Source organism: Campylobacter upsaliensis (genome assembly GCF_900637395.1).
Taxonomy (GTDB): Bacteria; Campylobacterota; Campylobacteria; order Campylobacterales; family Campylobacteraceae; genus Campylobacter_D; species Campylobacter_D upsaliensis.
This window is the reverse complement of the sequence record NZ_LR134372.1, coordinates 43,514-69,127: the sequence shown is the minus strand read 5'-3', so window position 1 is coordinate 69,127 and position 25,614 is coordinate 43,514. Positions and strand designations below refer to the sequence as shown.

The following is a 25,614-nucleotide window of genomic DNA, read 5'->3' as shown; positions in this document are numbered from 1 at the left end:
GGGTGCAAAAAGCACCCATTAAGCATTATTGTAAAAGTTTTAGAACATTTTGTTGGACTTGATTTGCCTGACTCATAGCGTAAGATCCACTTTGAGCTAAAATGTTATATTTTGAGAAATTGGCACTCTCAGCAGCAAAATCCACATCGCGTATGGTTGATTCAGCAGCTTTAACATTGACCTGAGTTACGGTAATGTTATTAATCGTAACTTGAAGCTGATTTTGCACGGCACCGATGTCTGCACGGATTTGGTCTAGGTTTATAGTCGCTGTTTCAACAACATCCATTACCGCCATAGCACCTTTGAGGGTTGTTACACCTGCAGTTTGCACTTGACCGATATTATCAGTTCTATTTGTCTCTCTTACAACACCGATTTGAGATAAAATAGCACTAAGACCACCCGCTTGAGCAGAGCCTATTTGTAAATCTCCTTTCACTGTCGAAAGAGCATTGAAAGCTACTGTATAAACAGCAGAGAATTGTAAAGAAGCTAAACCTGACATACCCAAAGCTGAAAGTCTTGCTCCCATAGTAGAGAGTGTTCCAAGTCCAGGTCCTATATCTATCATTTGACCCACATTGGAGATTTTAGTAGTTACCCACTTAGAAAAACCACTACCATTGCTATGTACAAGTGTAGTAATAGTACTCATACCTGTTCCTGCAAGCACTGAAAGAGCGCTAACGCCTACTTGGACACTTCCTAACCTATCTACAGAGTTAAAGCCCATAGCTTCGGCTAATTCTTTAGAAATTTGACCCTTAGTCTCTCTTAAAGATACAGAAGATTGAGAAACCAGTTTATCATTGTCAAAGCCAAAGCCAGTTCCCTCTATGGCTATATCTCTACCATCATTTTTCACTAAGGATAAACGACCATAGTTTTCCATCATATTCATAGCTATGCCAGCACCAGGTCCTATATAGCCACTGATTTTAATCCCACGACCATCAGCTGAAGTAAGCACTAGCTTACCTTCTTCATCTAAAGCTGCTTGAACGCCTGTGGTATCTTTAACGGCATTGATAGCGGCGATTAAAGCACCATTTGAGTCATTATTTTCATAAGAAATTTTGCCAATAATTACACCATTAATAGCGAAATTTTCATTTGTTGTGCCTTTCATAACAGGTCTTGCACCTACTGTTTGGACATTGAAACTAGCACGAACACCTGTTTTATCAGCTACCCTATTAATCTCTTCAGCTAAAGCACCAAGCCCTGTTCCTACTGAGGTTGAAATTTTAATTTTAGGAAATTTAAAATCTTCTAAGCCATTATAATTTTTAATGGTCATTTCAACTTCACTACTTTGAATAATTTGCGCACCCGTTTCAAATCTCGTAAGACCGATTTTGCTAGATTGTGTTGGTCCTATGGTTGCTTTTATAGTTTGATTAGACTGTGAGCCTATTTGAAACTCTTGATTGATGAAACCACCACTTAAAAGCTGCTTTCCGTTAAAGGAAGTTGTATTAGCGATGTTGTCAAGCTCTTCCATAAGCCTGTTGATGTCTGCTTGAAGCATAGTTCTTGTTTTAAGACTTTGACCATCTTGAGCTGCTTGAGTTGCCTTAGTTTTGATAGTATCTAAGATTTTAAGCTGCTCGTCCATAGCCTTATCAGCTGTTTGTAAGATACCTATGGCATCGTTACCATTATTAATAGCTTGCCCTAAAGTGGCTGCTTGAGAACGCAAAGAATCCGCTATCGCCATCCCTGAAGCATCATCTGCTGCTGAGTTAATTCTAAGACCAGAACTTAGTCTTGATAAAGACTTATCGAGCTGTCCTGCATTAACCACTGAATTTGCGTGAGCGTTTAACGCACCGATATTTGTGTTTATTCTAAAACCCATTTTAAATCCTTTCAAAATATTGCTCGAAAGGGATAAAGCAAGAAGTGTTCCAAGTTTAAATAATTAATGATTTTATAAGATAAAAGAAAGTTAAGGCACAAGATGTGCCTTAGATTCAAGCCTCAAGATTTAGCGTTTGTCCGCCAAGCTCGTCAATGCGTTTGCTGACCTTTTCTAGGGCTTGATTGATAGTGTCTTGGCTTATTTGAGGCAGTTTTCCACCCCACAAATTTTGTGCCTCTTCAAAGCCTTTTTTCATACCCTCAAAGCCCTTTTGAAGCTTTTCAAGGTTGTCTCCAGCACCTTGTATCACAAAGTCCGCGATACGATTTGCTGTATTTGCGACACCAAAAAATCCATTCTCCCCAACAAGCTCTTTAAGTTCATCTTGATTCATAGCTAGGGGACTTTTTCCCATATAGCCAAGCCCTGCAAAATCTATCTTAGAAAGGATAGACTCCGCCGTGCCGCCTAATAAATTTGACACTCCAGCCTGTGCGTTAGTATTGCCAAAAATGGCATTCATACTTTGCTGTGCAAACTCCATAAAATAAAGCCGCGATAAGCCTTTTCCGCCGAGAGAATTTAATTTGTCTAAAGTCTCTTCATCCTTTAAATTCGCACTTTGCAAATTTATTGTTTGGGTGTTAGACTCCACATTTGCCTTTTTATTGCTAACCGCGTGCGTTATGCTAGCGACATTTGCATAAGTATCCACTTGCATTTTTGCTCCTTTACGCGTGGGGTATCCTTAATATCGGCTTTTTTTTAAAAAAATTTAGCTTTCTAAACCCTCATTTTGCAAAAGCTCGTCCAAAATAACAGTTGCATAAGAGCCTTTTTCTAAGAAAAATTCAAAGCTAAAATGTGCCTTTTGTGCGTCATAATGATATTTTAAATCTTTTAAATATCCCCACATAAAACGCCTTGAGCCTTGCATTTGATTCCTAAATTCCAAGCCTTCTTTAAAAAATTCTTGTTCTAAATTTTTCGCAAAACCCTCCCCACACTCAAACGCCCTAACTCCCACTAAAAGCCCCATAGCACTAATATCTCTTGCCCTAAATCTTACAAGCTCATTTTCTAAATTTTCACACAAAAAACACTTCCCAAAAGGATAATGTCCCAAAACCTCGTTTTTTAAAAGTTTAAAAAACTGCTTTTGTGTTTTTAAGCTTTTTGCTTCTTCTTTAGAAATGTGATAAATTTCACCTAGCTCACTAAGGCTAAATTCCTTAGAAAAATGCGAAATTTCCACTCTTTTGCTAAGATAGCGATTAAAAAGCTCACTTTGAAAAGCAGAAAGTAAAAAATCTTTCATTTTGACATTTTTCATCTTTTTACCCTGTAAAATGGCAAGTCCCTCTTTATAATTATCTTTAAATTTGCCAAAACGCTGATAGCCAAAATAATTTGCAAAGCCCATTTTGTTAAGATTTTCTAAGGCTTGTTCTAGTTTAAGCGCATCACTAGCTAGCACTTTTTTAAGCCTGATAAAAAAGGAATTTCCCTTTAAATGTCCTATTCTTAGCTTATTATTATGGATAAAACTTTGCATAATTTTCATTTTAGGGTGGGAAAAATGACTAAGTTTTGCTTCAAATTTTTTAGGTAAAGAGATGTGCTGAAAGGTGCATCCTTGCTTATCTTTAAGTCCTGCATAGCCAAAATCACGCATTTTAGCCCCACTAAATTCGCTTAAAATTCGCAAAGCCTCGTTTGTGCTAAGGTCCTTTTTGCAAATTTGGATAATCAAATGCTCCCCATCCCCACTAAACTCATAAAGCGGTTTTTCCCTTACGACAAAATCTTCGCTATTTTTACTAAAATACGCATTAATTTTACTATGTCTTAGCACACGCAAGGGCTTAAAAATGGTGTTCTCGTCCTTTAAATTCATATTTTCCTTTCACTGCTTTAGCAAAAATATTGAGTTTGATTTTGTGTTTTTTGGCGATTTTTTTAAGTTCTTTTTTGTGTTTTTTGTCAAAGCCAAATAAAATTTCATATTCCTCCCCGCTATAAAGCTCTTTTTTGCTAAGTTTTTTAAACATGAAAACGCCCAAATGATTAGCCTTTAAAAGGCGTGATAAATCCTTACTTAAGCCGTCTGAAATATCCATAGCACAAGAGATTTTAGGGGCGATTTCATAAAAAAATTTAGGTTGTAATTTAGGCTTAATAAATTTGTGATTTTTAGGAAGCTTCCCCCCATTTTGCAGGGTTTTAAGCCCCTCTAAGCTTTGACCTAGTTTGCCTGTAAAAGCGAGCAAATGTCCTTTTTTAAGCCCTGTTCTAAACACAGGTTTTTTAACCTTAGAAATTAAAGTAATGCTAATGCTTATTTTATCACTTTGTATCGTATCTCCGCCTATGATTTTGATTTTGAATTTTTTCGCCGTTTTTAAAAAGCCTTTTTGCAAATTTTTAAGCTCTTTTTTGCTTAAATTTGGCAAGCTAAGTCCTAAAAGAGCGTATTTTGGCACGGCGTTCATCACTACGGCATCTGAGATATTAACTAGCATTGCTTTTGTAGCGATTTGCTCTAAACTTAGCCAAGAGCGTTTAAAATGCACATCTTGGACAAACAAATCCTTACTAAAGCACCATTTTCCAAGCACGGCACCATCATCTCCGTTAAGCTTGTTTTTAAAAGCCTTAATGATAAAATCTTCCTTATTCATAAGGAAATTTTATAGAATTTTCTTTAATTGTTAGTGAAATTTTGTAAAAATTGCTTATAATTTAGCAAAAGGATCAAAATGTATGATTATCTCTCACATCAGCCTTTATTAAAGGCTTGTAAGCACGATCACACTCACGCTCATAATCACGCCGATGTAAGAACTATGGATAAGAAAATTTTAACGATTTCTTTAACGATGACTGCCTCGATGATGTTTGTGCAATTTGTCTATGCCTTGCTTTCAAATTCCTTAGCTCTTTTAAGTGATACCTTGCATATGTTTTCGGATGTTTTTGCTCTAGCTTTAAGTCTTTTTGCCTTAATTGCCGTGCAAAAATGGCAAAATGAGCAAAAAACCTTTGGCTATTTTCGCCTTGAAGTTTTGGTTGCTTTTATTAATGCTTTAAGTATTATTTTATCGGCGATTTTTATTATTTATGAGAGTATTTATAAGCTTTTTTATCCAGAAGAAATTGACGCTAAGACTATGATTATCGTTGCTTTTTTGGGACTTTTAGTCAATGCCTTTAACGCTTTTTTGATGTTTAAAAATGCAAATTTGGATAATCTTAACATCAAATCCGCCTTTTACCATATGATGAGTGATTTGCTTGGCTCTGTTGTGGTTGTCGTGGGGGGAGTGGCTGTGTATTTAAGTGGAATTTTTTACATCGATAGTCTTTTAGCGCTCATTTTAGCTTTTTTACTTTTGCGTTGGGCTGTGATTTTACTTAAACAAAGTGCAAATATCTTACTTGAAAGCTCTCCTGTTGATATTAATGCCGTTAAGGCTGTGATTTTAGAGGATGAAAGAGTTGAAGAGGTATTTGACTTACACATTACGCAAATTACTAATGAAATGCTAGTGGCGACTATGCATATTAAAACGCCTCTTGTTAGCCTTGATGAATTTGAGCTTTTATCGCAAGATTTGGCAAAAAATTTACTTGAGAAATTTCATATAGGACATTCGACCATACAAGCTTTAAGGAGTAAAAATGCGATTTAAAATAGCTAATGTGAATTGTAATAACTGCGTAAGTCTTATCAAAAATTCACTAGAAAGCACTTTTGGTGCGATTGAAATTGACCTTGAGGCTAAAATTTTAAGCGTCAATTTACAAGAAAAAGATAAAGAAAATTTTAAAAAAGAATTAAGCGAACTAGGTTTTGAACTTTTAGAGCAACTTTAATGGAAGAATATAGACTTAAAATCGGCAAAATGAGCTGTGTAAATTGTGCCAATGCCATAGAAAATGCTACAAGAAAGCTTGAGGGCGTGGAGGATGCTAGCATTTCTTACACAAATATGAGTGGAGTTTTTTTACTTAAAAATGACACAGCAAAACAAAGCGTAAAAGATAAAATTTCTCAACTAGGCTTTAGTGTCTTACAAGATGAATTAAATATAGAAAATGCAAAGCAAAAAGAGCTAAAACGCCTTAAATTTAAGCTTTTATTTGCTTTTATCTTAAGTTCTGTCATTATGGCTTTTGAAATGTTTGTTTTTAACACTTTTTCTTATAATTTACAACTTATTTTAAGCTTTGTGGTGATTTTTTACTGCGGATTTGACTTCTTTTTCAGTGCTTTAAAGGGCTTAAGGCATAAAAATTTGACGATGAATACCCTAGTTGCTTTGGGAAGTTTAAGTGCGTTTTTATACTCTTTGTGTGTGTATTTTGGGCTTTTTGGGGAGCATTTATATTTTAGCGGGGCGGCGATGATTGTCTCTTTTGTGCTTTTGGGTAAATTTATCGAGGAAAAAACTAAAAATAAAGCACAAATATACCAAAACAAACTCCAAAATTTAGAGGCTAAAAAGGCAAGAATTTTACTTGAAAATGGCGAGATTAAGGAGCTTTCTAGCTCTTTTGTCAAAACTGATGATATTTTGCTACTTTCTCAAAATGAAGTAAGTCCTGTCGATGGGCTGATTTTAGAGGGCAGGGCTGAAGTGGATATGAGCTTTTTAAATGGCGAATTTATGCCTGTGCTTAAAAAAGCTGGAGAAAGTATAGAGGCTGGGGCGATGATCATTAGCGGAAATTTAAAGCTAAAGGCAAGCAAAAAGGCTATGGATAGCACCCTAGAGCAGCTTAAAGACCTTGTTTTTAGGGCGAGTCTTTTTAAAAGCCCCCTAATGCGTTTGATTGATAAAATTTCGGCTTATTTTGTGGGCTTTATCCTCATCTTAGCCTTGCTAGTTTTTCTATTTTATTTACCAAATTTAGAAAAGGCTTTTTTACACGCGCTAGCCGTGCTTTTGATCTCTTGCCCTTGTGCCTTAGGACTTGCCACGCCTCTAGCTCTAGCTCTAGCCTTTGAAAAAGGAGCTAAAAATTTTATCCTGCTTAAAAACCCTGCCGCACTTGAAATTTTAAGTCAAATCAAACTTGTGTTTTTTGATAAAACAGGCACACTCACGCAAAATACACTAAGCGTTTTTAAGCATAATTTAAGTGAAGAAAATTTCCTTAAACTCGCTCAAATTCAAACTCAAAGTTCTCACCCTATCGCAAAAGCTATCGCTAAAAAATCAAAAGAAAGCACCTTAAAAGGTGAAATCACTCATCAAATCGGCAAGGGGCTTATTTACAAAGAGGACGAAAATACCTATCTCATAGGCAATGAAGAGCTAGTTAAAGACACAAAAGAACTAGAAAAAACGAGAGAATTTTTAAATACTTGCGATGAATTTGCACCCATTAGGGTTTATTTTGCTAAAAATGGCGTTTGCCTTGGAGGCGTAGCCTTACAAAATGCCCTTAAAAAAGATGCAAAAGAGCTAATAAACTTTTTAAATTTACAACACATTAAAAGCGTGATTTTAAGCGGAGATAATGAAAAAAGCGTAGCAAAAATAGCCAAAGAATTACAAATCGACTTTCACGCTAAAATGACCCCCAAAGATAAGCTTAATTTCTTACAAAAAGAACAAGAACAATGTAAAATTCTTTTCATAGGCGATGGTTTAAATGACGCCGCCGCACTTCAAAAAGCAGACCTTAGCATAAGTTTTAGCGAGGCAAGTGAGTTAGCAAAGCAAAATACCGATATTATTTTAATGCGTGAAGATTTGACCCTCATTAAGCTTTGTTTTCATCTGGCAAAAAGGACAAAACACATCATCAAGCTTAATCTTTTTTGGGCTTTTAGCTATAATCTTTTTAGCATACCTCTTGCAGCGGGGGCTTTTAGCCTTTCATTAAGCCCACATTTAGCCGCTTTAATGATGAGTTTAAGCTCTTTAGCTGTGGTTTTAAATTCTTTAAGACTTAAAATGGATAAAACTTTCTAAAATCACGCCATCAACGCCCATTTCATAGTATTTTTCTAAATGACAAAATTCTTTAACGAGTGCTAAAATTTTACTATCAAATAAATAAAATTCCGCCGCCTTTGCACCAAACTTAGCCAAATTTTCATCTTTAAAAATTAAATATTCCGCCCCTAAAGCATTAGAGAGAAAAATTTCATCTTTATCCTTAATGAAAATGGCAAATTTAACCCCCCTTTTTTTCGCTTCTTTAATACATTTTTCATCATAATCAAAACAAAAAATCGCCCCCCTTACATCACTAAAATTTTCTTTTGTAAAAATGAAATTTGGAGCTTTTATAAACTTGTATCCAAAAATAAGCATAAAAATCCTTTTTAGTGCGATTTTACCTTATTTTGCTTAAAGTTAATGAAAAAAGGATAAAATAAAATAAAATCAATAGAAAGTGCTAAATGAGTTCAATTGCCATCATAGGTGCTGGAAAATGGGGAAGTGCATTATACCACGCTTTAAACACGAAAAATACCTGCTTTATAAGCTCTCCTACTCCAAGAGAAATGCCTCATTTTATCCCCATAAAAGAAGCTTTAAAATGCGATTATCTCATCTTTGCTTTAAGTGCTCAAGCCCTGCATACTTGGCTTAAAACGCATTTTAAAAATCAAAATGCAAAAGTATTGATTGCTTCTAAGGGGATTGAGGCTAGGACAGGATTATTTTTAGATGAAATTTTTATGGAATTTTTAGATGAAAATCAAATTTGCGTCTTAAGCGGTCCGTCCTTTGCTGCGGAGGTAGAAAAGCACTTGCCAACTGCATTGATGATTAATGGTAAAAATTTAGCCCTTTGTAAGGAATTTGCAAATTTTTTCCCTCCCTTTATCAAAACTTATATTGATGATGATGTAAGAGGGGCTGAAATTTGCGGAGCGTATAAAAATGTCCTTGCTATAGCTAGTGGGATATGCGATGGCTTAAAGCTTGGAAATAATGCAAGGGCAAGTCTCATTTCAAGAGGCTTAATCGAAATGCACCGCTTTGGCAAATTTTTTAAGGCAAAAGAGGAGACTTTTTTAGGGTTAAGCGGGGCTGGGGATTTGTTCTTAACAGCTTCAAGTATGCTTTCAAGAAATTACCGCGTAGGTTTAATGTTAGCACAAAATAAAAATTTGCAAGAAATTTTACAAACGCTTGGCGAAGTGGCTGAGGGCGTTGAAACGGCTTTTGCTATCGAAAAATTGGCTAAAAAAAATCAAATTTACACCCCCATAGTAAGCGAAGTAGTAAGCATTTTACAAGGTGAGAGCGTAAGAAATTCGGTAGAAAAACTCTTAAAACAAAAAGATTGGATATAAAATGATTATCAAAAATGCAAAAATTTATGGAAAAGAGCTAAAAGACCTTGAAATTTCACAAGGACTCATACAAAAAATAGGCGAAAATTTGCAAGGAGAAGAAATTTTTGACGCTAAGGGGCTAACGCTTTTGCCCTCTTTTATCGATTTATGTGTCTATCTTAAAAATGACAAATTTTCGCTCAATCACCTAGATCTTTTGGAAAAAGAGTGCTTAAAAGGCGGAGTTAGCACTATACTTTTGCGTGATGTAATGGACTTTGATGAAGAAACTTTTATTTTATTTTTACAAAATTTATCACACAGAACTTTACAAATTTTTTCTAGCGTTAAGGTTAAAGAACCGCTTAAAAATATCGCTTCAATGATTAATCAAGGTGCTGTGGCTTTGGATCTTGAAAGCAAACTTAATGCAAATATTCTTAAAATCGCTATGCAATACGCCCTGATGAAAAAAGTGCCTATTTTTGCAAAATGCTTAAATGAAGATTTTGACGATAATGGCGTGATGAACGACTGCCTTTTAAGCTCTAAATTAGGGCTTATAGGTATGAGTGAGCTTGCAGAAAGTAGCGAAGTCGCAAAGCTTAAAGAAATCGCCGCTTTTTATCAAAGTGAGGTTATATATGATTGCTTAAGTCTTGCAAGGTCCCTTAAGATCGCTACCGATGAGACGATTTTGATAAGTATTCATCATCTTATTAAAAATGAAAATGCTTGTGAGAATTTTAACACCGCCGCGAAAATCAAACCTCCCTTAAGAAGCGAAGAGGATAGAGCCTTTTTACAAAATGCCCTTAAAAAAGGCAAAATTCGCTTTTTAAGTGCTATGCACTGCCCTAAGTCTTCAAATTTAAAGGATTTAGCCTTTGATGAAGCGGCGTTTGGAATTCACAGCATTTGCGAGTATGTGAGCCTTTGTTATAGCTTTTTAGTGCAAAATGCCTTTATATCGTGGGAAAAATTATGCGAAGCGACAAGTCTCAATCCAGCCAAGTTTTTAAAGCTAAACAGCGGAGAAATCAAAGAGGGCAAAGAAGCAAATTTGATTTTATTTGACGAAAATGTAAGCACAAAAGCTCCTCTAAACTCCCTTTATAGCAAGGATACACTTAAAGGAGAGGTTAAACACCACTTGCTTAAAGGCGAATTTGTCTTTTAATGCTCAAATTCTTTTAGCTCTTTTGTCGTGCCAAGTAAAATCACAACATCACCCGAAAAAGCCGTAATGGTCTCTAAATCGGGCAAAATTTCCCAGTTGCTATTGAGTTTTTTATAGGCGACTAAGTGCATATTTTGCGCGATGTGTTTGAGTGAATTTCCTGCTAATTTATCATCGATAGTGATTTTTACCGCACGCATAGTATTAGAAGAGAGGTCAAATACTTCAAAATCCATACTCTGCACCAAAAATTCCTTCACCAGTCTTTTTGCGCTTTCTTTTTCAGGGTAGATGACCTTAGTCGCACCCAGCTTTGAAAGAATTTGTCCGTGTATATTAGAAGTGGCTTTTGCGATGATATTACTCACGCCTATGTCTTTAAGTGCCATTAGGGTTAAAATGCTTTTTTCCACATTTTCCCCTATACTTACTATCACAACCCCAAGGTCGTGAAAACCAGCCTCCTTAAGGGCAGCGACATTAGTAGAGTCCAAAATATAAGCGTAATTAACGCTATTTTGTATATTCTTAAGCGCTTCTTCATCTTTATCCGCTATCACCACCGTATGCCCTGCGGCTAAAAGCTCCTCCGCCACCACAGAGCCAAATTTTCCAAGTCCTATCACGCCATAAGTTAAATTTTTCATCTCTATCCTTTTTATAAATTAACCCTGCCTTGAGGGTATCTTAAATGTATAGCCTTATCTTGGTTAAACACAGAAAGAAAAAAGGCAAAAACGCCTATCCTACCGCTTATCATCATAATGATAATAATAATTTTGCTCGTATCGTGGAATTTCGCACATAAAGAAAGAGTCCCCCCATCTCCTACCGAAAGTCCCACCGTGGCAAAAGCAGAAGAGGTCTCAAAAAATAAAGCGATAAATTTAAAATCCGTCTCCAGCAAGGAGATAGAAATCGCCGCCACGACTATATAAACAGCCGAACCAACGGCTATGATAAAAGCCTTATTAATCGTTTCTTGCGGAATTTCATAGCCAAACATTCTCACACGCCCATTTCTCAAAGTCCAGTAAGCATAGAGTAAAAGCACCATCACAGTTGTTACTTTCATACCCCCAGCCGTGCCTCCAGGCGCACCCCCTATCACCATAAACAAAGAGCCAAAAAACAAACTCGCATCTTTAAAATTTGCAATATCTAAAGTATTAAAGCCTGAAGTGCGGTAATTCACAGCCGCAAAATAAGACGCCAAAAGTTTGTCAAAAAAGGAAAATTCCCCTATGCTTTTAGCGTTAGAATATTCAAAAATAAAAGTGATGAGTGTAGAAAAAATGATGAAAAAAATAGTCGCAAAAATGACAATTTTCGTATGCAAACTAAGGCTTTGCAAACGCTTTTTTTGAAAGAAATAAAGCTCAATCACCACAAAATACCCAAGCCCCCCAATAATCACCAAAGAAGTAATCAAAAGATTAATCGCAAGGTCGTGTTTATAATGTAGTAAGCCATTTTCAAAAAGTATGAAGCCTGAGTTATTAAAGGCACTCACAGCGTGAAAAAAGCCAAACCATAAAGCCTTAGTAAAGTCCATTTCTAAGGCAAATCGCAGGGTAAAAAGCACCGTGCCTATAAGCTCTATAATGAAAATAAAAAGCAAAACTTTTTTAAAAAATTTAAAAATCCCGTCCATTGAGGGATAAAGCAAGGACTCTTTAAGCAAATTCCTACCACTAAAGCCGACCTTTTTGCGTATGAGCATATAGACAAAAAGTCCTATCCCCATATAGCCCAAGCCGCCAATTTGCACAAGCGCTAAGATGATGATTTGCCCCAGTAGTGTGAAATCCGCTGCCGTGTTTTTCACTACAAGCCCCGTCATACTTACAGCCGAAGTGCTAGTAAAAAAAGCGTCTATAAAGGATATAGGCTTAGTATGTGCCCACTCAAAACTCAAAAGCACCGCACCAAAAAAAGCGATGATGATATATCCTGCGAGAAAAATTTTAAAGGTGCGTCTATCTAGTCCAAATTGTTTCAAAAATTCCTCTTTTTTAAGCTAAAAAATTTTATTCTATCTTATCAAAACTTTAAAAAGTATAAAATAAATTTGGAATTTTTAAACTTATCTTAAAGTTAAAAAGATAGAATTACATTTTTCATTGTGGTTGGATAGCTCAGTCGGTAGAGCAGCAGACTGAAAATCTGCGTGTCGGCAGTTCGATTCTGCCTCTAACCACCACTTTTACTCCATTTATCCCTTTAAAACTCCTATTTTTACACATTTTACAAAAAAAAAAAAAAACGATTTTTCAAATTCCTCTTTACTTTTTGTTAATTTTATTTTATAATTGAGGGTAATTTTTATCTTATTTAGAAAGGATTTAGTTATGAAAAAAGATCTTATTAACTCTCTTGCGGGGGGGGGGGGGGGCAATGCTCTTCTGTAATCAGCAAGGAATTCAAAATTTACCCCAGAGTCGCTTAGACTCTCATAGTTTCAAAAGTCGTTTAATCCCCTCTTTCTTAGCCTTAAGCGTCATCACTGCTTTATATAGCCCTTTGCAAGCAGGGTGGGTGCATAATAAGCCTGATGGAAGTAGCCAAAATGGCAATGATTTAACAATCTCAAACGGAGGCACGGTTAATAACAAAAACTGGATTTTTTATACAAATGGTAACTCCGCAGGAACTTTAACTATCAATGCTGACCTTACTGCTAATGGCTCTACTGGCACTAGGGGCGGTGTCTCTGTGAGTAAAGGCACTAGCGTTAGTAGTATTGTGTTAAGTAATGGTAAAACACTCACTACGCAACAGCACGGTATTTTTAATCAAGGGACAATAACAAATCTTGAAGTCGGTGGAACAATAAATAATACTGGTGGCAATAGTATTCGTAATGAGAGCGGGGGGCGCATTGAGAATTTAACAATTAAGCAAGGTGCGAATTTAAAAACTATAAATAACGCAGGCAATAGTCGAGGCATAGGCACTCTTACTATTGAAGATGGTGCGACTGTAAGCGGTGGATTTCAAACTTATCACAAGATAGATAAGCTTAAAGTGAGTGGGAATATACAGAGAAATTTATCTAATTATGGATATATAAAGAATATTGAATGGGATACCACAGCAAACATCACAGGTGGAGCTATTTTTATGCGAAGTATTCTAGCAGGAGATTTTACTAATAAAGGAACCATTACGCACCTAATTGTTCAAAATTATCTTCCCGCAAATTATGATGAAGGTCGCATTGAAGGTAAAATCATCAATGATGGCGGAACAATAGAAAAAATTATTAATAACACAGAGATAAGAGGGGGCATAGAAATTAAAAGCGGAACGATTAGCAGTGGCATCTTAAATACAGGCACCATTGGTGGTCAAGGCATAGTCATAGAGAATGGCGGTAGCATAGGTGATAAGATTGAAAACAGAGGAGGCACCATAAGCCAAATAAGAAATAATTCAACTTTAAGTAATATTGATAATAGTGGCACTATCAATGCTATAAATGGCACGGGCACTATCACTACCCTTAACAATAATGGTAAAGCTACAAACTCAGGCGGAACAATTAGCACTCTTAATAATATGAATACTATAACCAACCAAAGCGGAACTATCACCACCCTCAACAATAATGGTAGCGGTAATGTAATGAATACAGGCGGAACCATCACTACGCTTAATAACAATAATGCCAATGCAAGTGTAACAAATCAAAGCGGAACTATAGCAACCTTAACTAATACTAGCGGTAGGGTTATGAATACAGGTGGAACTATCACTATGCTTAATAACACAGGAGGTAATGTTAATAATCAATCAGGCACAATTAGCACTCTTAATAATAGTGCTAATGTAATGAATACAAGTGGAGGAAGTATCACTACGCTTAATAATACAAGTGCAAATGCAAAAGTGAATAATTTAGGCACGATTAACACCCTCACTAGCACAGGTGGCTCCCTAAACAATTACCAAGGCACTATTGAAAATCTTAAAATTACTTCAGGTGATTTTGAACTAAATAATATGCAGCAAGGTAGAATTGCTAATATAGAAATAGGTGGAAATGGTAAGATTAATATTAATGATAATATGAATATAGGCTATAATAATGGAATTTCTACCTTTAGAATAGCAAGTGGTGCTGCTCCTACTCTAAATTTTGGTGAAGTAAGAACAGCCACCACAGCACAAGAAACCTATGCAACTGTTAAGCTTGTAGATAGCACAAGTAATGCTAATACCACTCAAGCTAAAGTAGCCATAGATAAACTTACCATAGCCTTAGTGAGTGAGGATACACAAATTGGTAAAAGTGTTTCTTTAGCTAATTCAGTATCAGGTGCTGCTAATACTGGAGTTGGAAATGTTTATGTTAAAAGTGCAGACTTTTCACAAGATCTTAAACAAAGTGGCTTTTATGGGAAATTTAATGCACAAACTCAAACTATAGACACCCGTTTTAATGCTAATCTTGGTGCGGCAGGTTTATTCTCTCAAGCCTTTATCAATCAATTAGGGCGTCGTTCTTTATTATTTGATTCTTTCTTAAATGAAGCAAGTCGTGCTTCTTTAAGATATAAAAGAACCCAACCTGATACAAATTTTGATATCTTTGTGCGTCCTTATTATTCTAAGATTAAAACAGACTTAGCAGATATACCAGAAAAAGCAGATGGAACAAGCTCTGGTATCTTAGCAGGAGGACATACATATTTTGATAATAGCTTATTAATGCTTTATGGAGCAGTAGAGAAAAATAAGACTCATTTAGCTGATGATGTCTTTAATTTTGATAGTGATACTTTCTTACTTGGTTCAAAATATAGCATAGAACTAGCTCAAAGTCATATAGGACAACTTTTTGGTGGAGTGGATATAAGAGGCTCTTATACTAAAGCAGATCTTGAAAGAGAACCAGTAAGTGGTTTTAAATCTCAAGGAGATGCAAAAAACTATGCTTATGATGCTAGAGTATTTTTAGCTTCTATTATTTATTATAACTTACAAGATCATAGCCAATATCTCACTCCTCAAATAGGCATAGGTCATACAGGAGCTAAGTTAAAAGGCTTTGATATGAAAGGGAATAAATTAGCCTATAAAGAAAGCTTAGATGATATGACTTATGGTATCACTTATGCAACAGCAAGTTTGAATTGGTTTAAAAGAAAAGATAATGTTGCTATTCAGCTTGATGGAGGTGTAAGGGTCAATCTTAATAATGAAATAGATACCCAAACTAAAATCAATAATCAAAACTTTACCAATCATTTTGAAACATCAAAATACTATTCACAATTAGGGGGAGCTTTTATGTGGATAAATCCTTATGGAGTAGATGTAAGTTTAGGCTATAAATTCCTCTTTGGAGAAAGTGCAACATCACACACTGCTAGTTTAAGACTGCATAAGACTTTTTAAGACTTTTTAAAGGATATAAGCTAAGGCTTGTGTCCTTATGAGTTAGTCTGTTTATTTTTTTAGTTTGCATTTCTATAAAACTCCTTAGTAAAAAATAGCTTTAGGATATAGTGGAATTTTCTCTTCAGCTAATACTATAAGATCTCACGCCTTTATGTTTAGATATGCTTGGTGGTGGTGAGAGTTTAACTACTATGTGAGCCTATGAGGCTCACGCTTTTGGCTACCATTTAATTCTTTGTTGTATAATTTTTGATTTACAAAGGATTACTATGCGTTATGGTGAAAAAGAAATTAAAGAATTTGATGTCGATAAAGATTTGGAGCTTTGGGAAAACACGGCACAAAATGATTATGTGATTAAGATTACTTTGCCTGAGTTTTGTTGTCTTTGTCCTAGGAGTGGGTATCCTGATTTTGCCACTATTTATGTGGAGTATATGCCTGATAAGCTTGTCGTTGAGCTAAAAGCGATAAAAATTTATATCAATTCTTTTATGAATCGTAATATTAGCCACGAAGCAAGCATTAATGAAATTTATAGCACTTTAAAAGATAAGTTAAAACCTAAATGGATAAAGGTCGTTGGGGACTTTAACCCACGCGGAAATGTGCATACTCTCATAGAATGCCGTAGCGATATGGTCGTGCCTCAATGTTTATAGATAGCGTAAAATTAACCCTTGCTTCAGGAGACGGCGGCAAAGGAGCGGTAAGCTTTCGCCGTGAAAAGCATGTGCCTTTGGGCGGACCTGATGGCGGAGACGGCGGAAATGGCGGCGATGTAATTATCATTTGTGATAATAATACCCATACTTTAATGAATTTTAAAGGCAAAAAAGAACTTCGCGCACAAAATGGAGCCGCAGGATCTGGGCGTAATAAAAATGGCAAAAAAGGCACAAATTTAGAGCTTATCGTCCCACAAGGAACGCAAATCATTGACGCAAAAACGGGTAAAATTTTGCTTGATTTAGTGAAAGAGGGGCAGAGGGAAGTTTTTTTAAAAGGCGGTAAGGGAGGGCTTGGAAACACGCATTTTAAAAACTCAACTAATCAACGCCCTGATTACGCACAGCCCGGTGTTAAAGGCGAAATTTGCGAGGTAAGGCTTGAGCTAAAACTCATCGCCGATGTAGGTTTAGTAGGCTTTCCAAATGCTGGTAAATCCACTCTTATAAGCGTAGTTTCAAACGCAAAGCCTGAAATTGCCAATTATGAATTCACCACGCTGACACCTAAACTCGGGCTTGTGGAGGTTGATGAATATCACTCTTTTGTAATGGCGGATATCCCGGGCATTATTGAGGGTGCTAGTGGAGGGAAAGGCTTGGGACTTTTGTTTTTAAAGCACATTGAGCGGACGAATTTTTTGCTTTTTGTTTTGGATACGATGAGACAAATGAGCTTAAAAGAGCAATTTATCATTTTAAAAAAGGAGCTTCTTAGCTTTTCTAAAGAGCTTAGTAAGCGTTCTTTTGGTGTGATGATTTCTAAGATTGATAGCGAGAATTTGGGTTTTGCTAAGGAGCTTAAAGAAAATATTAAGGATTTAGAAAGCTTTTTACAAAATGAAAAGCCTATGTTTATCTTAAAAGTTTCAAGCCTTGATAAAACAGGACTTAAAGAGCTTAAATTCAAACTTTTAGAACAAGTGAAAAATAAAAACTAAAGGAGTAAAAATGTTTCGTAAAATCAAGCACGAAAATGGTTTAAGAGAAATTTATCTTGGTAAATTAAGAATTTGTAAATATACAAATATGAAAAGATATTTAAAATATCAATGTGAGCTTTTGCAAAATGCACAAATGGGGGGGGGGGGGTTTCATATTTTAACTTTCTCTTAGAAAGGGCTGAAATTCGTCCTAAGTATCGTCATATTTTTTATGATTTTTATCTGCGTTCAAGTAGGGGCGAGGAGGTCGTTTTCATAGACGGCGGAGCGCATGCTGGTGTTTTTAGTGATGTGGCTTTAGCAAGTGGCGGAATTTGCTATGCTTTTGAGCCAAATATCTACCTAGCGGCTTTTTTGAAAAATCTTTATAAGGATAATGAAAGATTGATTTTAAAAGAGCAAGCTATCTCACATAAAAATGAAAAAGCGATTTTTTATAATATGAACGAAGATGTTGTAAGCAGTGGAAATAGCATCATTTCTATGCCTAAAGCAAAGCAAAAAAGTGCTTATGAAGTGCAGATGATAGACTTTTGTGAATTTATCGCAGAGCTTATTCAAAAACACGGCAAAATAGCCTTTGTAAAGCTTGACATTGAAGGGGCTGAATTTGATGTTTTAAACGCTTTGATTGAAAAAAATTTATATGAAAATATCGAGTATATTATGGTAGAAACTCACGAAAGATTTTTTGATAATCCTAAAGAAAAAATAAGCATATTAAAAGAAAAAATCGCAAAAAAGCAAATTAAAAATATCTATTTAGACTGGGTTTAAAAGTGGTGAAAGGCTTTTAAGCCTTTCTTTTTAGCTACCTATAATGCCGCCGTCTTTTTTGCGAATTTGGACAATGGTGCTTCTAGGTGTAGAATTTCCGCCGTTTGGATAGTGGCTTGGAGCAAGTTTTTCTCCCGGGTGCTGGATACCGACAAACATCGTTTTATGATCGCTTGAAAAAGCAAGTCCAGTAACTTCCGCAGCAATAGGAGCGGTTAAAAAGCGTCTAATTTCGCCTGTGGCAGGATCAGCACAAAGCATTTGATTATTTCCCATACCCTCATAATCGCCCTTGTTGGAATAATCGCCATCCGTTTGTATCCAAAGACGACCAAATTTATCAAATTTCAAGCCATCAGGTGAGTTAAACATATTATCCTTAGTGATATTGCTTGTTCCTTTATGAAGGCTGTTTGGATGTTTGGTAGGATTACCAGCGAGTAAGAACATATCCCACTCAAATTTGGTATCTAAATGATTATTTTTCTTAGGGCTCCACCTTATAATTTGTCCGTAAATGTTTTTAACGCGTGGATTTGCAGCGTCTGTGCTTTCCCTTTTTTTATTATTGGTTAGTGTTGCATAGACAAATTCGCCTTTTAAATCAGCAGCAATCCACTCAGGTCTATCCATAGGAGTCGCTCCTACTATGCTTGCTGCAAGGCGTGTATTGATTAAAATATCGGCTTGAGAGTGAAAGCCGTTTTTAGCAACAAGGTTATTTTTACCATAGCTTAATTCTATCCACTCGCCTTTTCCGCTTAAATTCTCGCCCTCAAATTTTGCGACATAAAGTGTTCCTTCATCTAAAAGATTTTTATTATTCTTAGGATTATTTGGATCAAATTTGCCTTTTGAAACGAATTTGTATAAAAATTCATTGATTTCATCATCGCCCATATAAGCGACTACATTACCCTCTTTACTAATGACAATTTCAACATTTTCGTGCTTAAAGCGACCAAGTGCAGTGCGTTTAATCGGCGTAGAATTTGCATCATAAGGGTCGATTTCGACAACAAAGCCGAAGCGATTTGGCTCATTTGGATTTTTAGCAAGGTCAAATCTAGAATCAATCTCCCAGCCATAAGTGCTTTTTACGCCTAGTCCGTAGCGTTTTTCACTTTCTGTAAATTTGTAGTTTGCATCGCTACTTCCAAAAAAGTCATCAAAATTCTCTTCACAGGTTAAGTAAGTCCCCCACGGAGTTTGTCCATTTGCACAGTTATTAAGTGTGCCAAGTGCTAATTCACCCTTCTTATCTGCCTTTGTTCGCATACTTTTATGACCCTTTGCACCGCCGCTAATTTGCATAGGAGTGTGGGCTGTGATTCTGCGATTATAAGGAGAGTCTAGCACGACTTCAAAGCCGTTTTGACCCTGTTTAATCTCAAAAATGCTTACACCCACAGCATTTTGCTCATAAGCTACTTTTTGCTCATCCATAGTTTTACCATTATCGTTAAATAAAAGCTCTGGATTAATATATTCATTATTAACGCACAAAATGGCTCTTTCATCATCAAGTGGGAAAAGCGACATTCCGTCTGTATTATCACCGAAAGTTTTTGCGATATTTGCAATGGAAGTTGCGTTGATTGTTTTGCCTTCATCAAAAGGCGTGGCATTGCTAAAAAGCGGATCGCCAAAGCTAATGAGAGGCTTAACTTCATAGCCACTTGGGACGATAACCTCATCTTTTGTGCTCGCACTAATTGCCTTAAATCCTAGCAAATTCTGTCCCTTTAAAGAAGTGCCAAAAGCGTTAATTGGTGCTGCTGTAAAAAAGCCTACATAAGAAAGTGCAAGAGAGCTTGCCTTTAAAAAATCGCGTCTTTGCATAAAAATCCTTTTTATAAATTTCGTGGTATTAAATTGTAAAATAAGTTTGTAAAAAGCTTAAGAAGAGTGCGTAAAATGTATGTAAAATTGACATTTTACGCTTAATGAATTTTAATGAGCTACTGCCTCGCTAATGCCTACACCACTTTGCGCTCTAAAATCTTGTGCTTCAAAGCCTTCTCTATCTTTTTTAGCCCTTTTGGAGCGGTCAAATTTGGAGATGAGATAAATAAGTAAGAAACTTAAAGGCATTGAAAATAAAGCGGGGTGGTCGTAAGGAAAGATTGCCTCACTAAAGCCAAAACTTTTAACCCATATACTCGGGCTTAAAATCACAAGAGCAAGAACGACTATAAGTCCTATTAAACCACCCCAAAAAGCACCTTTTGTGGTAAGATTTTTCCAATAAATGCAAAGCAAAAGTATAGGAAAATTCACGCTTGCGGCGATAGCAAAGGCAAGTCCTACGGTAAAGGCGACATTTTGATTTTCAAAAACTATGCCAAGTAAAATGGCGAAAATTCCTATGCCTATGGTTGCGAATTTTGTGATTTTCATTTCATTTTTATGTTCGACCTTGCCATTTTTAAGAACATTGACATATAAATCGTGGCTAATCGCTCCCGCACCTGAAATAGCAAGTCCTGCAACAACAGCCAAAATAGTCGCAAAAGCTACTGCCGAAATAAAGCCTAAAAAAATATCCCCACCTAAAAGCTCGGCTAAGGTTACAGCTATCATATTACTAGCACCCTTAAAGCTTCCATCAGCATTGATAAATTCAGGGTTACTTAGTAAAAGTGCTATGGCTCCAAAGCCTATGATGAAAGTGAGTATATAAAAATAGCCTATAAAGCCTGTCGCGTAAAAAACGGACTTTCTCGCTTCTTTAGCGTCTTTAACGGTAAAAAATCTCATTAAAATATGAGGCAGTCCCGCCGTTCCAAACATCAGTGCTAAGCCTAAAGAAAGGGCTGAAATGGTATCGGGTAGAAAAGTGCCAGGCTTCATAATACTCTCGCCTTTTGGATGGTGTGAAATGGCTAAATCAAAATAATATTTTAAATCAAATTTCGTAAGATATAAAATCATAATCGCCATAAAAGTCGCTCCCGATAAGAGTAAAATGGCTTTTATGATTTGCACCCAAGTCGTTGCGTGCATACCGCCAAAAGCTACATAACATATCATTAAAATTCCCACTAAAATAACTGCAAAGGTGTAAGGTAAGCCAAAAAGTAATTGTATAAGCTGTCCTGCTCCTACCATTTGTGCAATGAGATAAAAAACGATGACGCTTAGGGCTGAAATTGCCGAAATAGTTCTTATAGATTTAGCCTCTAAACGATAGGCTGTAATATCTGCAAAGGTGAATTTGCCAAGATTTCTGAATTTTTCTGCGATTAAAAATAAAATAATAGGCCAACCTACTAAAAAGCCTATGGAGTAAATCAGTCCGTCAAAGCCGTTTGTAAAAACTAAAGCCGTGATACCAAGAAAACTTGCCGCACTCATAAAATCACCCGCGATAGCCATACCATTTTGCATACCAGTGATATTACCCCCAGCTGTGTAAAATCCGCTTTTAGATTGGGATTTTTTATTAGAATAATAAGTGATAAATAGGGTCGCTAAAACAAAAAGTAAAAACATAGTTATAGCCGTTATATTTAAAGACTTTTGACTAACCTCTCCTAGTTCAAAACCAGCACCAAAGGTTAAATTTAAAAGACAGCTTAAAAAAACTAAAGCTTTCATAAGATCTCCTTATAGCTGATTTTTCCATTTTGTAAGGCGTCTATCAAGCCTTCTTTTTCTAAGTTTTTAAGCACTTCTTCTTGCTCTTTGTCTAAAAAATAATTGGCGATGAAGGTATAAATTCCTGTGGAAATAATACACAGCACAATTAAGCCAACCCCTGCCATAATGCCAAGCGTTATTGCACTAGGACCGAGTTTATAGCCTAAAATTTCAGGCGTAAGTCCTACGCCTAAAATGAAGATATAGTAACAAATCAGCACAATTAAGGACAAGTAAAGGGATATTTTGTTTCTAAAAGAAACAAATTTTTTAAAATTTGATAAGGCATTTTTTTGCGTAGAGTTTAAATTCATAGCGAACTCCTTTTGATTTTTGAAATAATATAGCAAAAAAATTGCTTCATTAGGGCTTTTAAGTGTTTAAATTTAAAATAATCGTAGAATTTTGTGATTAAATATTAAGAAAAGTAACACTTGCTTAAAAATGTTACTAAAATTCACATTTTTATAAAAATTGATTTCTAAATTTGATTATAAACTAGATTTATCCCACTTGCTTACTTAAACTTTTCCAATCGCACCCTAAATAGCATTGCAGTGCTTAATCCTATATTTGCCGATGAAACAAATCGCCCATTAGCAAAATCAGGGGCTTGTGGATAGGGGTGCGTTATCACATAATGTGCGGCATTATTCACAATGCTAACTAAAATCCCAAGTAGCACAGCAAATATAAACAATGCTAGTTTTTGTTTCGCACAGATAAAAATAAATACATAAGTTCGTCATAATAAGGCAATTTTCATTGTAATGCCATTATTTAAAGTGATGTGTTGCATAAAAATCCTTTAAATTTGAGTTGGCATTATAAAACCTCACATCTAGTGTCCGTCAAGGGAGTTTGTGAAAATTTGCAATATTTAATGACTTAATTTAGCAAGATTGAAGCTTACCAACTTGTCGTTAAAATTTTTAAATTTTTACGACTCTTTTTACATTCAATATCGCATTTATCTTTTAAAGCAAAGCCTGAAGCATATCTTTTAAGCGTTTAGATTCTGCACTTTGTGTGGTGCTAAGACGCAAAAGTGGTAAATTGTGCTTTTTGCAAATGCTATCTTTAAGCCTATCGCGATTTAGCTGCTTATGCGTATGGTGAAACGCATAGCCATCAATCTCAACAGCAAGCAGGGGGGCTTTATCCATAATGTGATAGATGATGAAGTCAAAATGTGTGAGTGGGTTTTGCGCATAGAGCTTTTCTTCTTGTGTGAGAGTTTCATCTATTTTAATGACTTTAGCAAGGGGTATATGTGGCAAAACATCAAGGCTATGGTAGGAATCTTGCTGAAGTATATCTTTGATAAAAGCAAAGGCAATATTTTCTGAATCAAATTGTGAGATACGCCTTTTGCCCTTGAGATACAATGCCCTTGCTTGTGCATTTGCTTTATAGAGTAAATCAAAGATTGAATAAATTTTACTCTCTATAGGCTTGGCACTTTGATAAGTAATATAGCGGATAAAGTCATTGATATTTGTGTTTTGCTTATGGCACACTTCATAGGATACGATGAGTTTGAGCTGCTTTTTAGCTCGTGTAATGGCGACATTTAGCATTTTGCTATCATCGATAAAATCATTGCTTTGATTATCGGTAGTTGCGATGATGATAAGGTCTTTTTCTCTGCCTTGGTATTTATGCACGGTGTCTGCTTCAATCTCGCCAACTGCATTTTGCAGCCGTGCTTTTTGCTCATTATAGGGTGTAATAATGCCTATTTCTTGTGGCTCTATGGTGGTGTTTGGCAGAATTTCATTGGCAATAATGTCAATTTCTCTTTGATTATAATGCCCTCTTGCGTGATTTCCAGCAGGGCTAACATACGCTTCTAGCACATTTGCTTCCCCATTATCTTCGCTTAAAATGACAAGCTCGCTGCCATAAAACTTTTGATTGCAAAAATTGATGATTTTAGGGTGGCAGCGATAATGCTCTTTAAGCAAAATGCTAGGAGCATTTGGCAAAACACTGCACACAGAGCTTAGGAAAGAGTGCTGCATATAGTCATAATGTGGAGGTATTTTATAGCGTGTGGTAAGCTCTTGGATTTGTTGAGACATTGTAGAGTCTATCACATTTGGCAGCTGCTTTGTGTCTCCTACAATCACAATATTTCTAGCCACACTTAGAGCTAAAACACCTGTTACCAAATCTACCTGCGAGGCTTCATCAATGATTAAATAATCAAAGAGAAAATCTCGCCCAAAGCAATTTTTGATAGCGTGTGTGGTGCTAAAAATTATAGGATATTCATCGCAAAACTGCTCCGCATTAGTCAAAAGATCTTTTTCGCTAAAAATGGGTCTTTGCGTGTGGGTGCCATATCTAATCCGCAAAGATTCTTGTAAAAGGGTTAAGGAATATTCTTGTAAATGCTCTAGGGTCTGTGTATCGCGTAATATTTCTAATCGCTTTGTATCGTGCGTGAGTATTTCTCTAGCAGTAGCGATGCTTTGCATATAATAGGCATATTCAAAATGCTGGATAATATCTTGCAGGGGAAGTTTATAAAAAGTAAAATTTCCAATGCGTTGTATTAAGAAAAGTTTGCATACAAGTAAAAAATATCGCCAGCCTTTTGGGGTGTTTTCAAGAGCAATTTTTGTCTTTAACAAAAGAGTAGAATCCTTTTGCAAAAGTGTTAAAAAATGTGGTCGTATCGTTAAGTTTTCTTGCATTGTAAAATGGTGAAATTCTAGCTCTAATGCACTAAGCATAGTCTTTTGTTTTGCGATTGCATTTTGCAAAGTAAAGATTTCTTGTGCTTGTATATTGAGCTTTTTGATAGCTTGAGAGAAGGTATCTTTCCTTTCTTGTGTAATAGATTGTGCAAAATCTGGGTAGGTGTGTGATTGATTCTGCAAAAACTGCTTGATATTATCTTTTTTGCCAAGTTTTGCACATAAGTATGTTAAGCCATATTTTTCTAACTTCATAAAGACATTATCCGTGGCAGCATTATTGTTAGAAACCACGGCTACATTTTTTCCAAGAAATAGACTATTTGCAATGATGTTTAATATGCTTTGTGTTTTACCTGTGCCGGGTGGTCCTTCTATGATACTTATTTGAGATTCTAGAGCATTGCAAATTGCTTGGAATTGTGAGGCATTTAAGCCAAATGGCGAAAGTATGGGAGCATTTATCTCATTAGTCCTATGCGGCTGACTTGGGTGTAAATAATTGCTCAAAACACTCTCTTTTACTAACATATCTATTTTATTGTATGCCCTTGATAGAAGCGATTCATTATCTTCATTTTTTACCCCCACGATAGTAGCCAACTCTTTGCAATACAAAAACACATTAGCATTACTGCTTTTTACATTTGGTAATAGTATTGCTGTTTCTAGCAATTTTGTTGTCCCATTGTCAAAAAATATTTTGCAATATTTTTCAAAAATAAGAGCAAATTTAGCATTATAAATACCAAGCTTCTCTGGCTTTGTGTGTCTTTGTGGATTTGTAAGAAAGATAACTTTATCGTATTTATAAGTATAGGTTTTTGCCCTATTAGCAAATGTGATGTGCCATACATCATCTTGCTTTTTTATACTTGCAATAGATTCTGTTTTATCTTCACCATTAAGTATAATCAAAAACTTTGTGCTATCCATAAATGCTCCATAATAAGTTTATGATATTATAAGATAAAATATTACACCACAACCACCCCTTGCATTTCACTCTCATAATCTTCTTGTATCTCAATAAATGGAATATTACACTTTTTGCATTGCTCT

Annotated in this window: 22 protein-coding genes and 1 tRNA gene; 11 read left to right on the top strand and 12 right to left on the bottom strand. The window is 35.8% G+C overall.

The genetic code is table 11. The features are described 5' to 3' along the window. Positions 1 to 25 precede the first annotated feature (25 nt). From EL158_RS00345 to EL158_RS00330, 4 genes are all read right to left on the bottom strand, one after another. The gene (locus EL158_RS00345; RefSeq protein WP_126361358.1) at positions 26 to 1,864 is read right to left on the bottom strand and encodes a flagellin; all 1,839 of its coding nucleotides are present in this window, start codon (positions 1,862 to 1,864) and stop codon (positions 26 to 28) included. Positions 1,865 to 1,979: 115 nt separating this feature from the next. Further along, positions 1,980 to 2,588, bottom strand: coding sequence for a hypothetical protein (locus EL158_RS00340; RefSeq protein WP_027304787.1), 609 nt, complete (start codon positions 2,586 to 2,588; stop codon positions 1,980 to 1,982). A 54-nt stretch (positions 2,589 to 2,642) separates the two neighbouring features. Further along, a complete protein-coding gene (truD, locus tag EL158_RS00335; RefSeq protein WP_027304786.1) occupies positions 2,643 to 3,764 on the bottom strand; it encodes a tRNA pseudouridine(13) synthase TruD in 1,122 nt (373 codons plus the stop codon). After that, a complete protein-coding gene (locus EL158_RS00330) occupies positions 3,733 to 4,548 on the bottom strand; it encodes a thiamine-phosphate kinase (RefSeq protein WP_027304785.1) in 816 nt (271 codons plus the stop codon). The genes truD and EL158_RS00330 overlap by 32 nt, the downstream gene beginning before the upstream one ends. Positions 4,549 to 4,626: 78 nt before the next feature. Here EL158_RS00330 and EL158_RS00325 point away from each other — a divergent pair, with 78 nt between their 5' ends. From EL158_RS00325 to EL158_RS00315, 3 genes are read left to right on the top strand one after another with little or no spacing between them, the layout of a single operon-like run. Then, on the top strand, positions 4,627 to 5,559 hold the full coding sequence (locus EL158_RS00325; RefSeq protein WP_027304784.1) for a cation diffusion facilitator family transporter: 933 nt from the start codon (positions 4,627 to 4,629) through the stop codon (positions 5,557 to 5,559). Then, entirely contained in the window at positions 5,549 to 5,743 is a 195-nt protein-coding gene (locus tag EL158_RS00320; protein ID WP_027304783.1) for a heavy-metal-associated domain-containing protein, read from the top strand. Before EL158_RS00325 ends, EL158_RS00320 begins: the two co-directional genes overlap by 11 nt. After that, entirely contained in the window at positions 5,743 to 7,851 is a 2,109-nt protein-coding gene (locus EL158_RS00315; protein WP_027304782.1) for a heavy metal translocating P-type ATPase, read from the top strand. Before EL158_RS00320 ends, EL158_RS00315 begins: the two co-directional genes overlap by 1 nt. Here the strand turns inward: EL158_RS00315 and EL158_RS00310 are convergent. After that, entirely contained in the window at positions 7,822 to 8,196 is a 375-nt protein-coding gene (locus tag EL158_RS00310) for a hypothetical protein (protein ID WP_027304781.1), read from the bottom strand. The genes EL158_RS00315 and EL158_RS00310 overlap by 30 nt on opposite strands. Positions 8,197 to 8,285: 89 nt before the next feature. Here EL158_RS00310 and EL158_RS00305 point away from each other — a divergent pair, with 89 nt between their 5' ends. Further along, positions 8,286 to 9,188: an NAD(P)H-dependent glycerol-3-phosphate dehydrogenase gene (locus EL158_RS00305; RefSeq protein ID WP_027304780.1), complete on the top strand. Its 903-nt coding sequence runs from the start codon at positions 8,286 to 8,288 to the stop codon at positions 9,186 to 9,188. Between the two features lies 1 nt (position 9,189). After that, the gene (locus EL158_RS00300; protein ID WP_027304779.1) at positions 9,190 to 10,350 is read left to right on the top strand and encodes an amidohydrolase family protein; all 1,161 of its coding nucleotides are present in this window, start codon (positions 9,190 to 9,192) and stop codon (positions 10,348 to 10,350) included. On the opposite strand, the gene EL158_RS00295 is transcribed toward EL158_RS00300, so the two are convergent. Together EL158_RS00295 and EL158_RS00290 are read right to left on the bottom strand one after the other, a co-directional pair. Continuing rightward, entirely contained in the window at positions 10,347 to 10,997 is a 651-nt protein-coding gene (locus EL158_RS00295; protein ID WP_027304778.1) for a potassium channel family protein, read from the bottom strand. The genes EL158_RS00300 and EL158_RS00295 overlap by 4 nt on opposite strands. Positions 10,998 to 11,008: 11 nt before the next feature. After that, complete coding sequence (locus EL158_RS00290; RefSeq protein WP_027304777.1) at positions 11,009 to 12,352, bottom strand: TrkH family potassium uptake protein; 1,344 nt, start codon at positions 12,350 to 12,352, stop codon at positions 11,009 to 11,011. A gap of 125 nt (positions 12,353 to 12,477) precedes the next feature. On the opposite strand from EL158_RS00290, the gene EL158_RS00285 reads away from it, so the two are divergent. The 6 genes from EL158_RS00285 to EL158_RS00260 all read left to right on the top strand — a co-directional run bounded on the left by EL158_RS00285 (position 12,478) and on the right by EL158_RS00260 (position 18,205). Beyond that, a tRNA-Phe gene (locus EL158_RS00285) sits at positions 12,478 to 12,553 on the top strand. A gap of 194 nt (positions 12,554 to 12,747) precedes the next feature. Next, on the top strand, positions 12,748 to 15,753 hold the full coding sequence (locus EL158_RS00280; RefSeq protein ID WP_126361355.1) for a hypothetical protein: 3,006 nt from the start codon (positions 12,748 to 12,750) through the stop codon (positions 15,751 to 15,753). A 272-nt stretch (positions 15,754 to 16,025) separates the two neighbouring features. Further along, complete coding sequence (queF, locus tag EL158_RS00275) at positions 16,026 to 16,418, top strand: preQ(1) synthase (RefSeq protein ID WP_027304728.1); 393 nt, start codon at positions 16,026 to 16,028, stop codon at positions 16,416 to 16,418. Next, positions 16,409 to 17,425, top strand: a complete 1,017-nt coding sequence (obgE, locus tag EL158_RS00270; protein ID WP_027304729.1) for a GTPase ObgE — start codon at positions 16,409 to 16,411, stop codon at positions 17,423 to 17,425. The genes queF and obgE overlap by 10 nt, the downstream gene beginning before the upstream one ends. A gap of 10 nt (positions 17,426 to 17,435) precedes the next feature. Next, on the top strand, positions 17,436 to 17,600 hold the full coding sequence (locus tag EL158_RS00265) for a phosphoglycerate mutase (RefSeq protein WP_126361352.1): 165 nt from the start codon (positions 17,436 to 17,438) through the stop codon (positions 17,598 to 17,600). A gap of 11 nt (positions 17,601 to 17,611) precedes the next feature. Then, the gene (locus EL158_RS00260) at positions 17,612 to 18,205 is read left to right on the top strand and encodes an FkbM family methyltransferase (protein ID WP_174705430.1); all 594 of its coding nucleotides are present in this window, start codon (positions 17,612 to 17,614) and stop codon (positions 18,203 to 18,205) included. A gap of 30 nt (positions 18,206 to 18,235) precedes the next feature. Here the strand turns inward: EL158_RS00260 and EL158_RS00255 are convergent, their stop codons facing one another. From EL158_RS00255 to EL158_RS00235, 5 genes are all read right to left on the bottom strand, one after another. Then, positions 18,236 to 20,047 (bottom strand): PhoX family protein, encoded by a 1,812-nt coding sequence (locus tag EL158_RS00255; protein ID WP_027304730.1) that lies wholly within the window; start codon positions 20,045 to 20,047, stop codon positions 18,236 to 18,238. Between the two features lie 111 nt (positions 20,048 to 20,158). Next, the gene (locus EL158_RS00250; RefSeq protein ID WP_027304731.1) at positions 20,159 to 21,805 is read right to left on the bottom strand and encodes a cation acetate symporter; all 1,647 of its coding nucleotides are present in this window, start codon (positions 21,803 to 21,805) and stop codon (positions 20,159 to 20,161) included. After that, positions 21,802 to 22,161: a DUF485 domain-containing protein gene (locus tag EL158_RS00245; RefSeq protein WP_004278096.1), complete on the bottom strand. Its 360-nt coding sequence runs from the start codon at positions 22,159 to 22,161 to the stop codon at positions 21,802 to 21,804. Before EL158_RS00245 ends, EL158_RS00250 begins: the two co-directional genes overlap by 4 nt. A 203-nt stretch (positions 22,162 to 22,364) precedes the next feature. Next, complete coding sequence (locus EL158_RS00240) at positions 22,365 to 22,532, bottom strand: hypothetical protein (protein ID WP_232008209.1); 168 nt, start codon at positions 22,530 to 22,532, stop codon at positions 22,365 to 22,367. A gap of 292 nt (positions 22,533 to 22,824) precedes the next feature. After that, positions 22,825 to 25,488 (bottom strand): DEAD/DEAH box helicase, encoded by a 2,664-nt coding sequence (locus EL158_RS00235; protein WP_027304732.1) that lies wholly within the window; start codon positions 25,486 to 25,488, stop codon positions 22,825 to 22,827. Between the last annotated feature and the right edge of the window lie 126 nt (positions 25,489 to 25,614).

What these genes read in the sequence shown, in the direction of transcription:
- EL158_RS00320 (WP_027304783.1), top strand. Translation starts at nt 5,549, where the DNA reads ATGCGATTTAAAATAGCTAATGTGAATTGTAATAACTGCGTAAGTCTT.
- EL158_RS00255 (WP_027304730.1), bottom strand. Translation starts at nt 20,047, where the DNA reads ATGCAAAGACGCGATTTTTTAAAGGCAAGCTCTCTTGCACTTTCTTAT.
- EL158_RS00265 (WP_126361352.1), top strand. Translation starts at nt 17,436, where the DNA reads ATGTTTCGTAAAATCAAGCACGAAAATGGTTTAAGAGAAATTTATCTT.
- EL158_RS00245 (WP_004278096.1), bottom strand. Translation starts at nt 22,161, where the DNA reads ATGAATTTAAACTCTACGCAAAAAAATGCCTTATCAAATTTTAAAAAA.
- EL158_RS00345 (WP_126361358.1), bottom strand. Translation starts at nt 1,864, where the DNA reads ATGGGTTTTAGAATAAACACAAATATCGGTGCGTTAAACGCTCACGCA.
- EL158_RS00295 (WP_027304778.1), bottom strand. Translation starts at nt 10,997, where the DNA reads ATGAAAAATTTAACTTATGGCGTGATAGGACTTGGAAAATTTGGCTCT.
- queF (WP_027304728.1), top strand. Translation starts at nt 16,026, where the DNA reads ATGCGTTATGGTGAAAAAGAAATTAAAGAATTTGATGTCGATAAAGAT.
- EL158_RS00235 (WP_027304732.1), bottom strand. Translation starts at nt 25,488, where the DNA reads ATGGATAGCACAAAGTTTTTGATTATACTTAATGGTGAAGATAAAACA.
- EL158_RS00280 (WP_126361355.1), top strand. Translation starts at nt 12,748, where the DNA reads ATGCTCTTCTGTAATCAGCAAGGAATTCAAAATTTACCCCAGAGTCGC.
- EL158_RS00315 (WP_027304782.1), top strand. Translation starts at nt 5,743, where the DNA reads ATGGAAGAATATAGACTTAAAATCGGCAAAATGAGCTGTGTAAATTGT.
- EL158_RS00340 (WP_027304787.1), bottom strand. Translation starts at nt 2,588, where the DNA reads ATGCAAGTGGATACTTATGCAAATGTCGCTAGCATAACGCACGCGGTT.
- EL158_RS00310 (WP_027304781.1), bottom strand. Translation starts at nt 8,196, where the DNA reads ATGCTTATTTTTGGATACAAGTTTATAAAAGCTCCAAATTTCATTTTT.
- EL158_RS00325 (WP_027304784.1), top strand. Translation starts at nt 4,627, where the DNA reads ATGTATGATTATCTCTCACATCAGCCTTTATTAAAGGCTTGTAAGCAC.
- EL158_RS00305 (WP_027304780.1), top strand. Translation starts at nt 8,286, where the DNA reads ATGAGTTCAATTGCCATCATAGGTGCTGGAAAATGGGGAAGTGCATTA.
- EL158_RS00250 (WP_027304731.1), bottom strand. Translation starts at nt 21,805, where the DNA reads ATGAAAGCTTTAGTTTTTTTAAGCTGTCTTTTAAATTTAACCTTTGGT.
- EL158_RS00300 (WP_027304779.1), top strand. Translation starts at nt 9,190, where the DNA reads ATGATTATCAAAAATGCAAAAATTTATGGAAAAGAGCTAAAAGACCTT.
- truD (WP_027304786.1), bottom strand. Translation starts at nt 3,764, where the DNA reads ATGAATTTAAAGGACGAGAACACCATTTTTAAGCCCTTGCGTGTGCTA.
- obgE (WP_027304729.1), top strand. Translation starts at nt 16,409, where the DNA reads ATGTTTATAGATAGCGTAAAATTAACCCTTGCTTCAGGAGACGGCGGC.
- EL158_RS00330 (WP_027304785.1), bottom strand. Translation starts at nt 4,548, where the DNA reads ATGAATAAGGAAGATTTTATCATTAAGGCTTTTAAAAACAAGCTTAAC.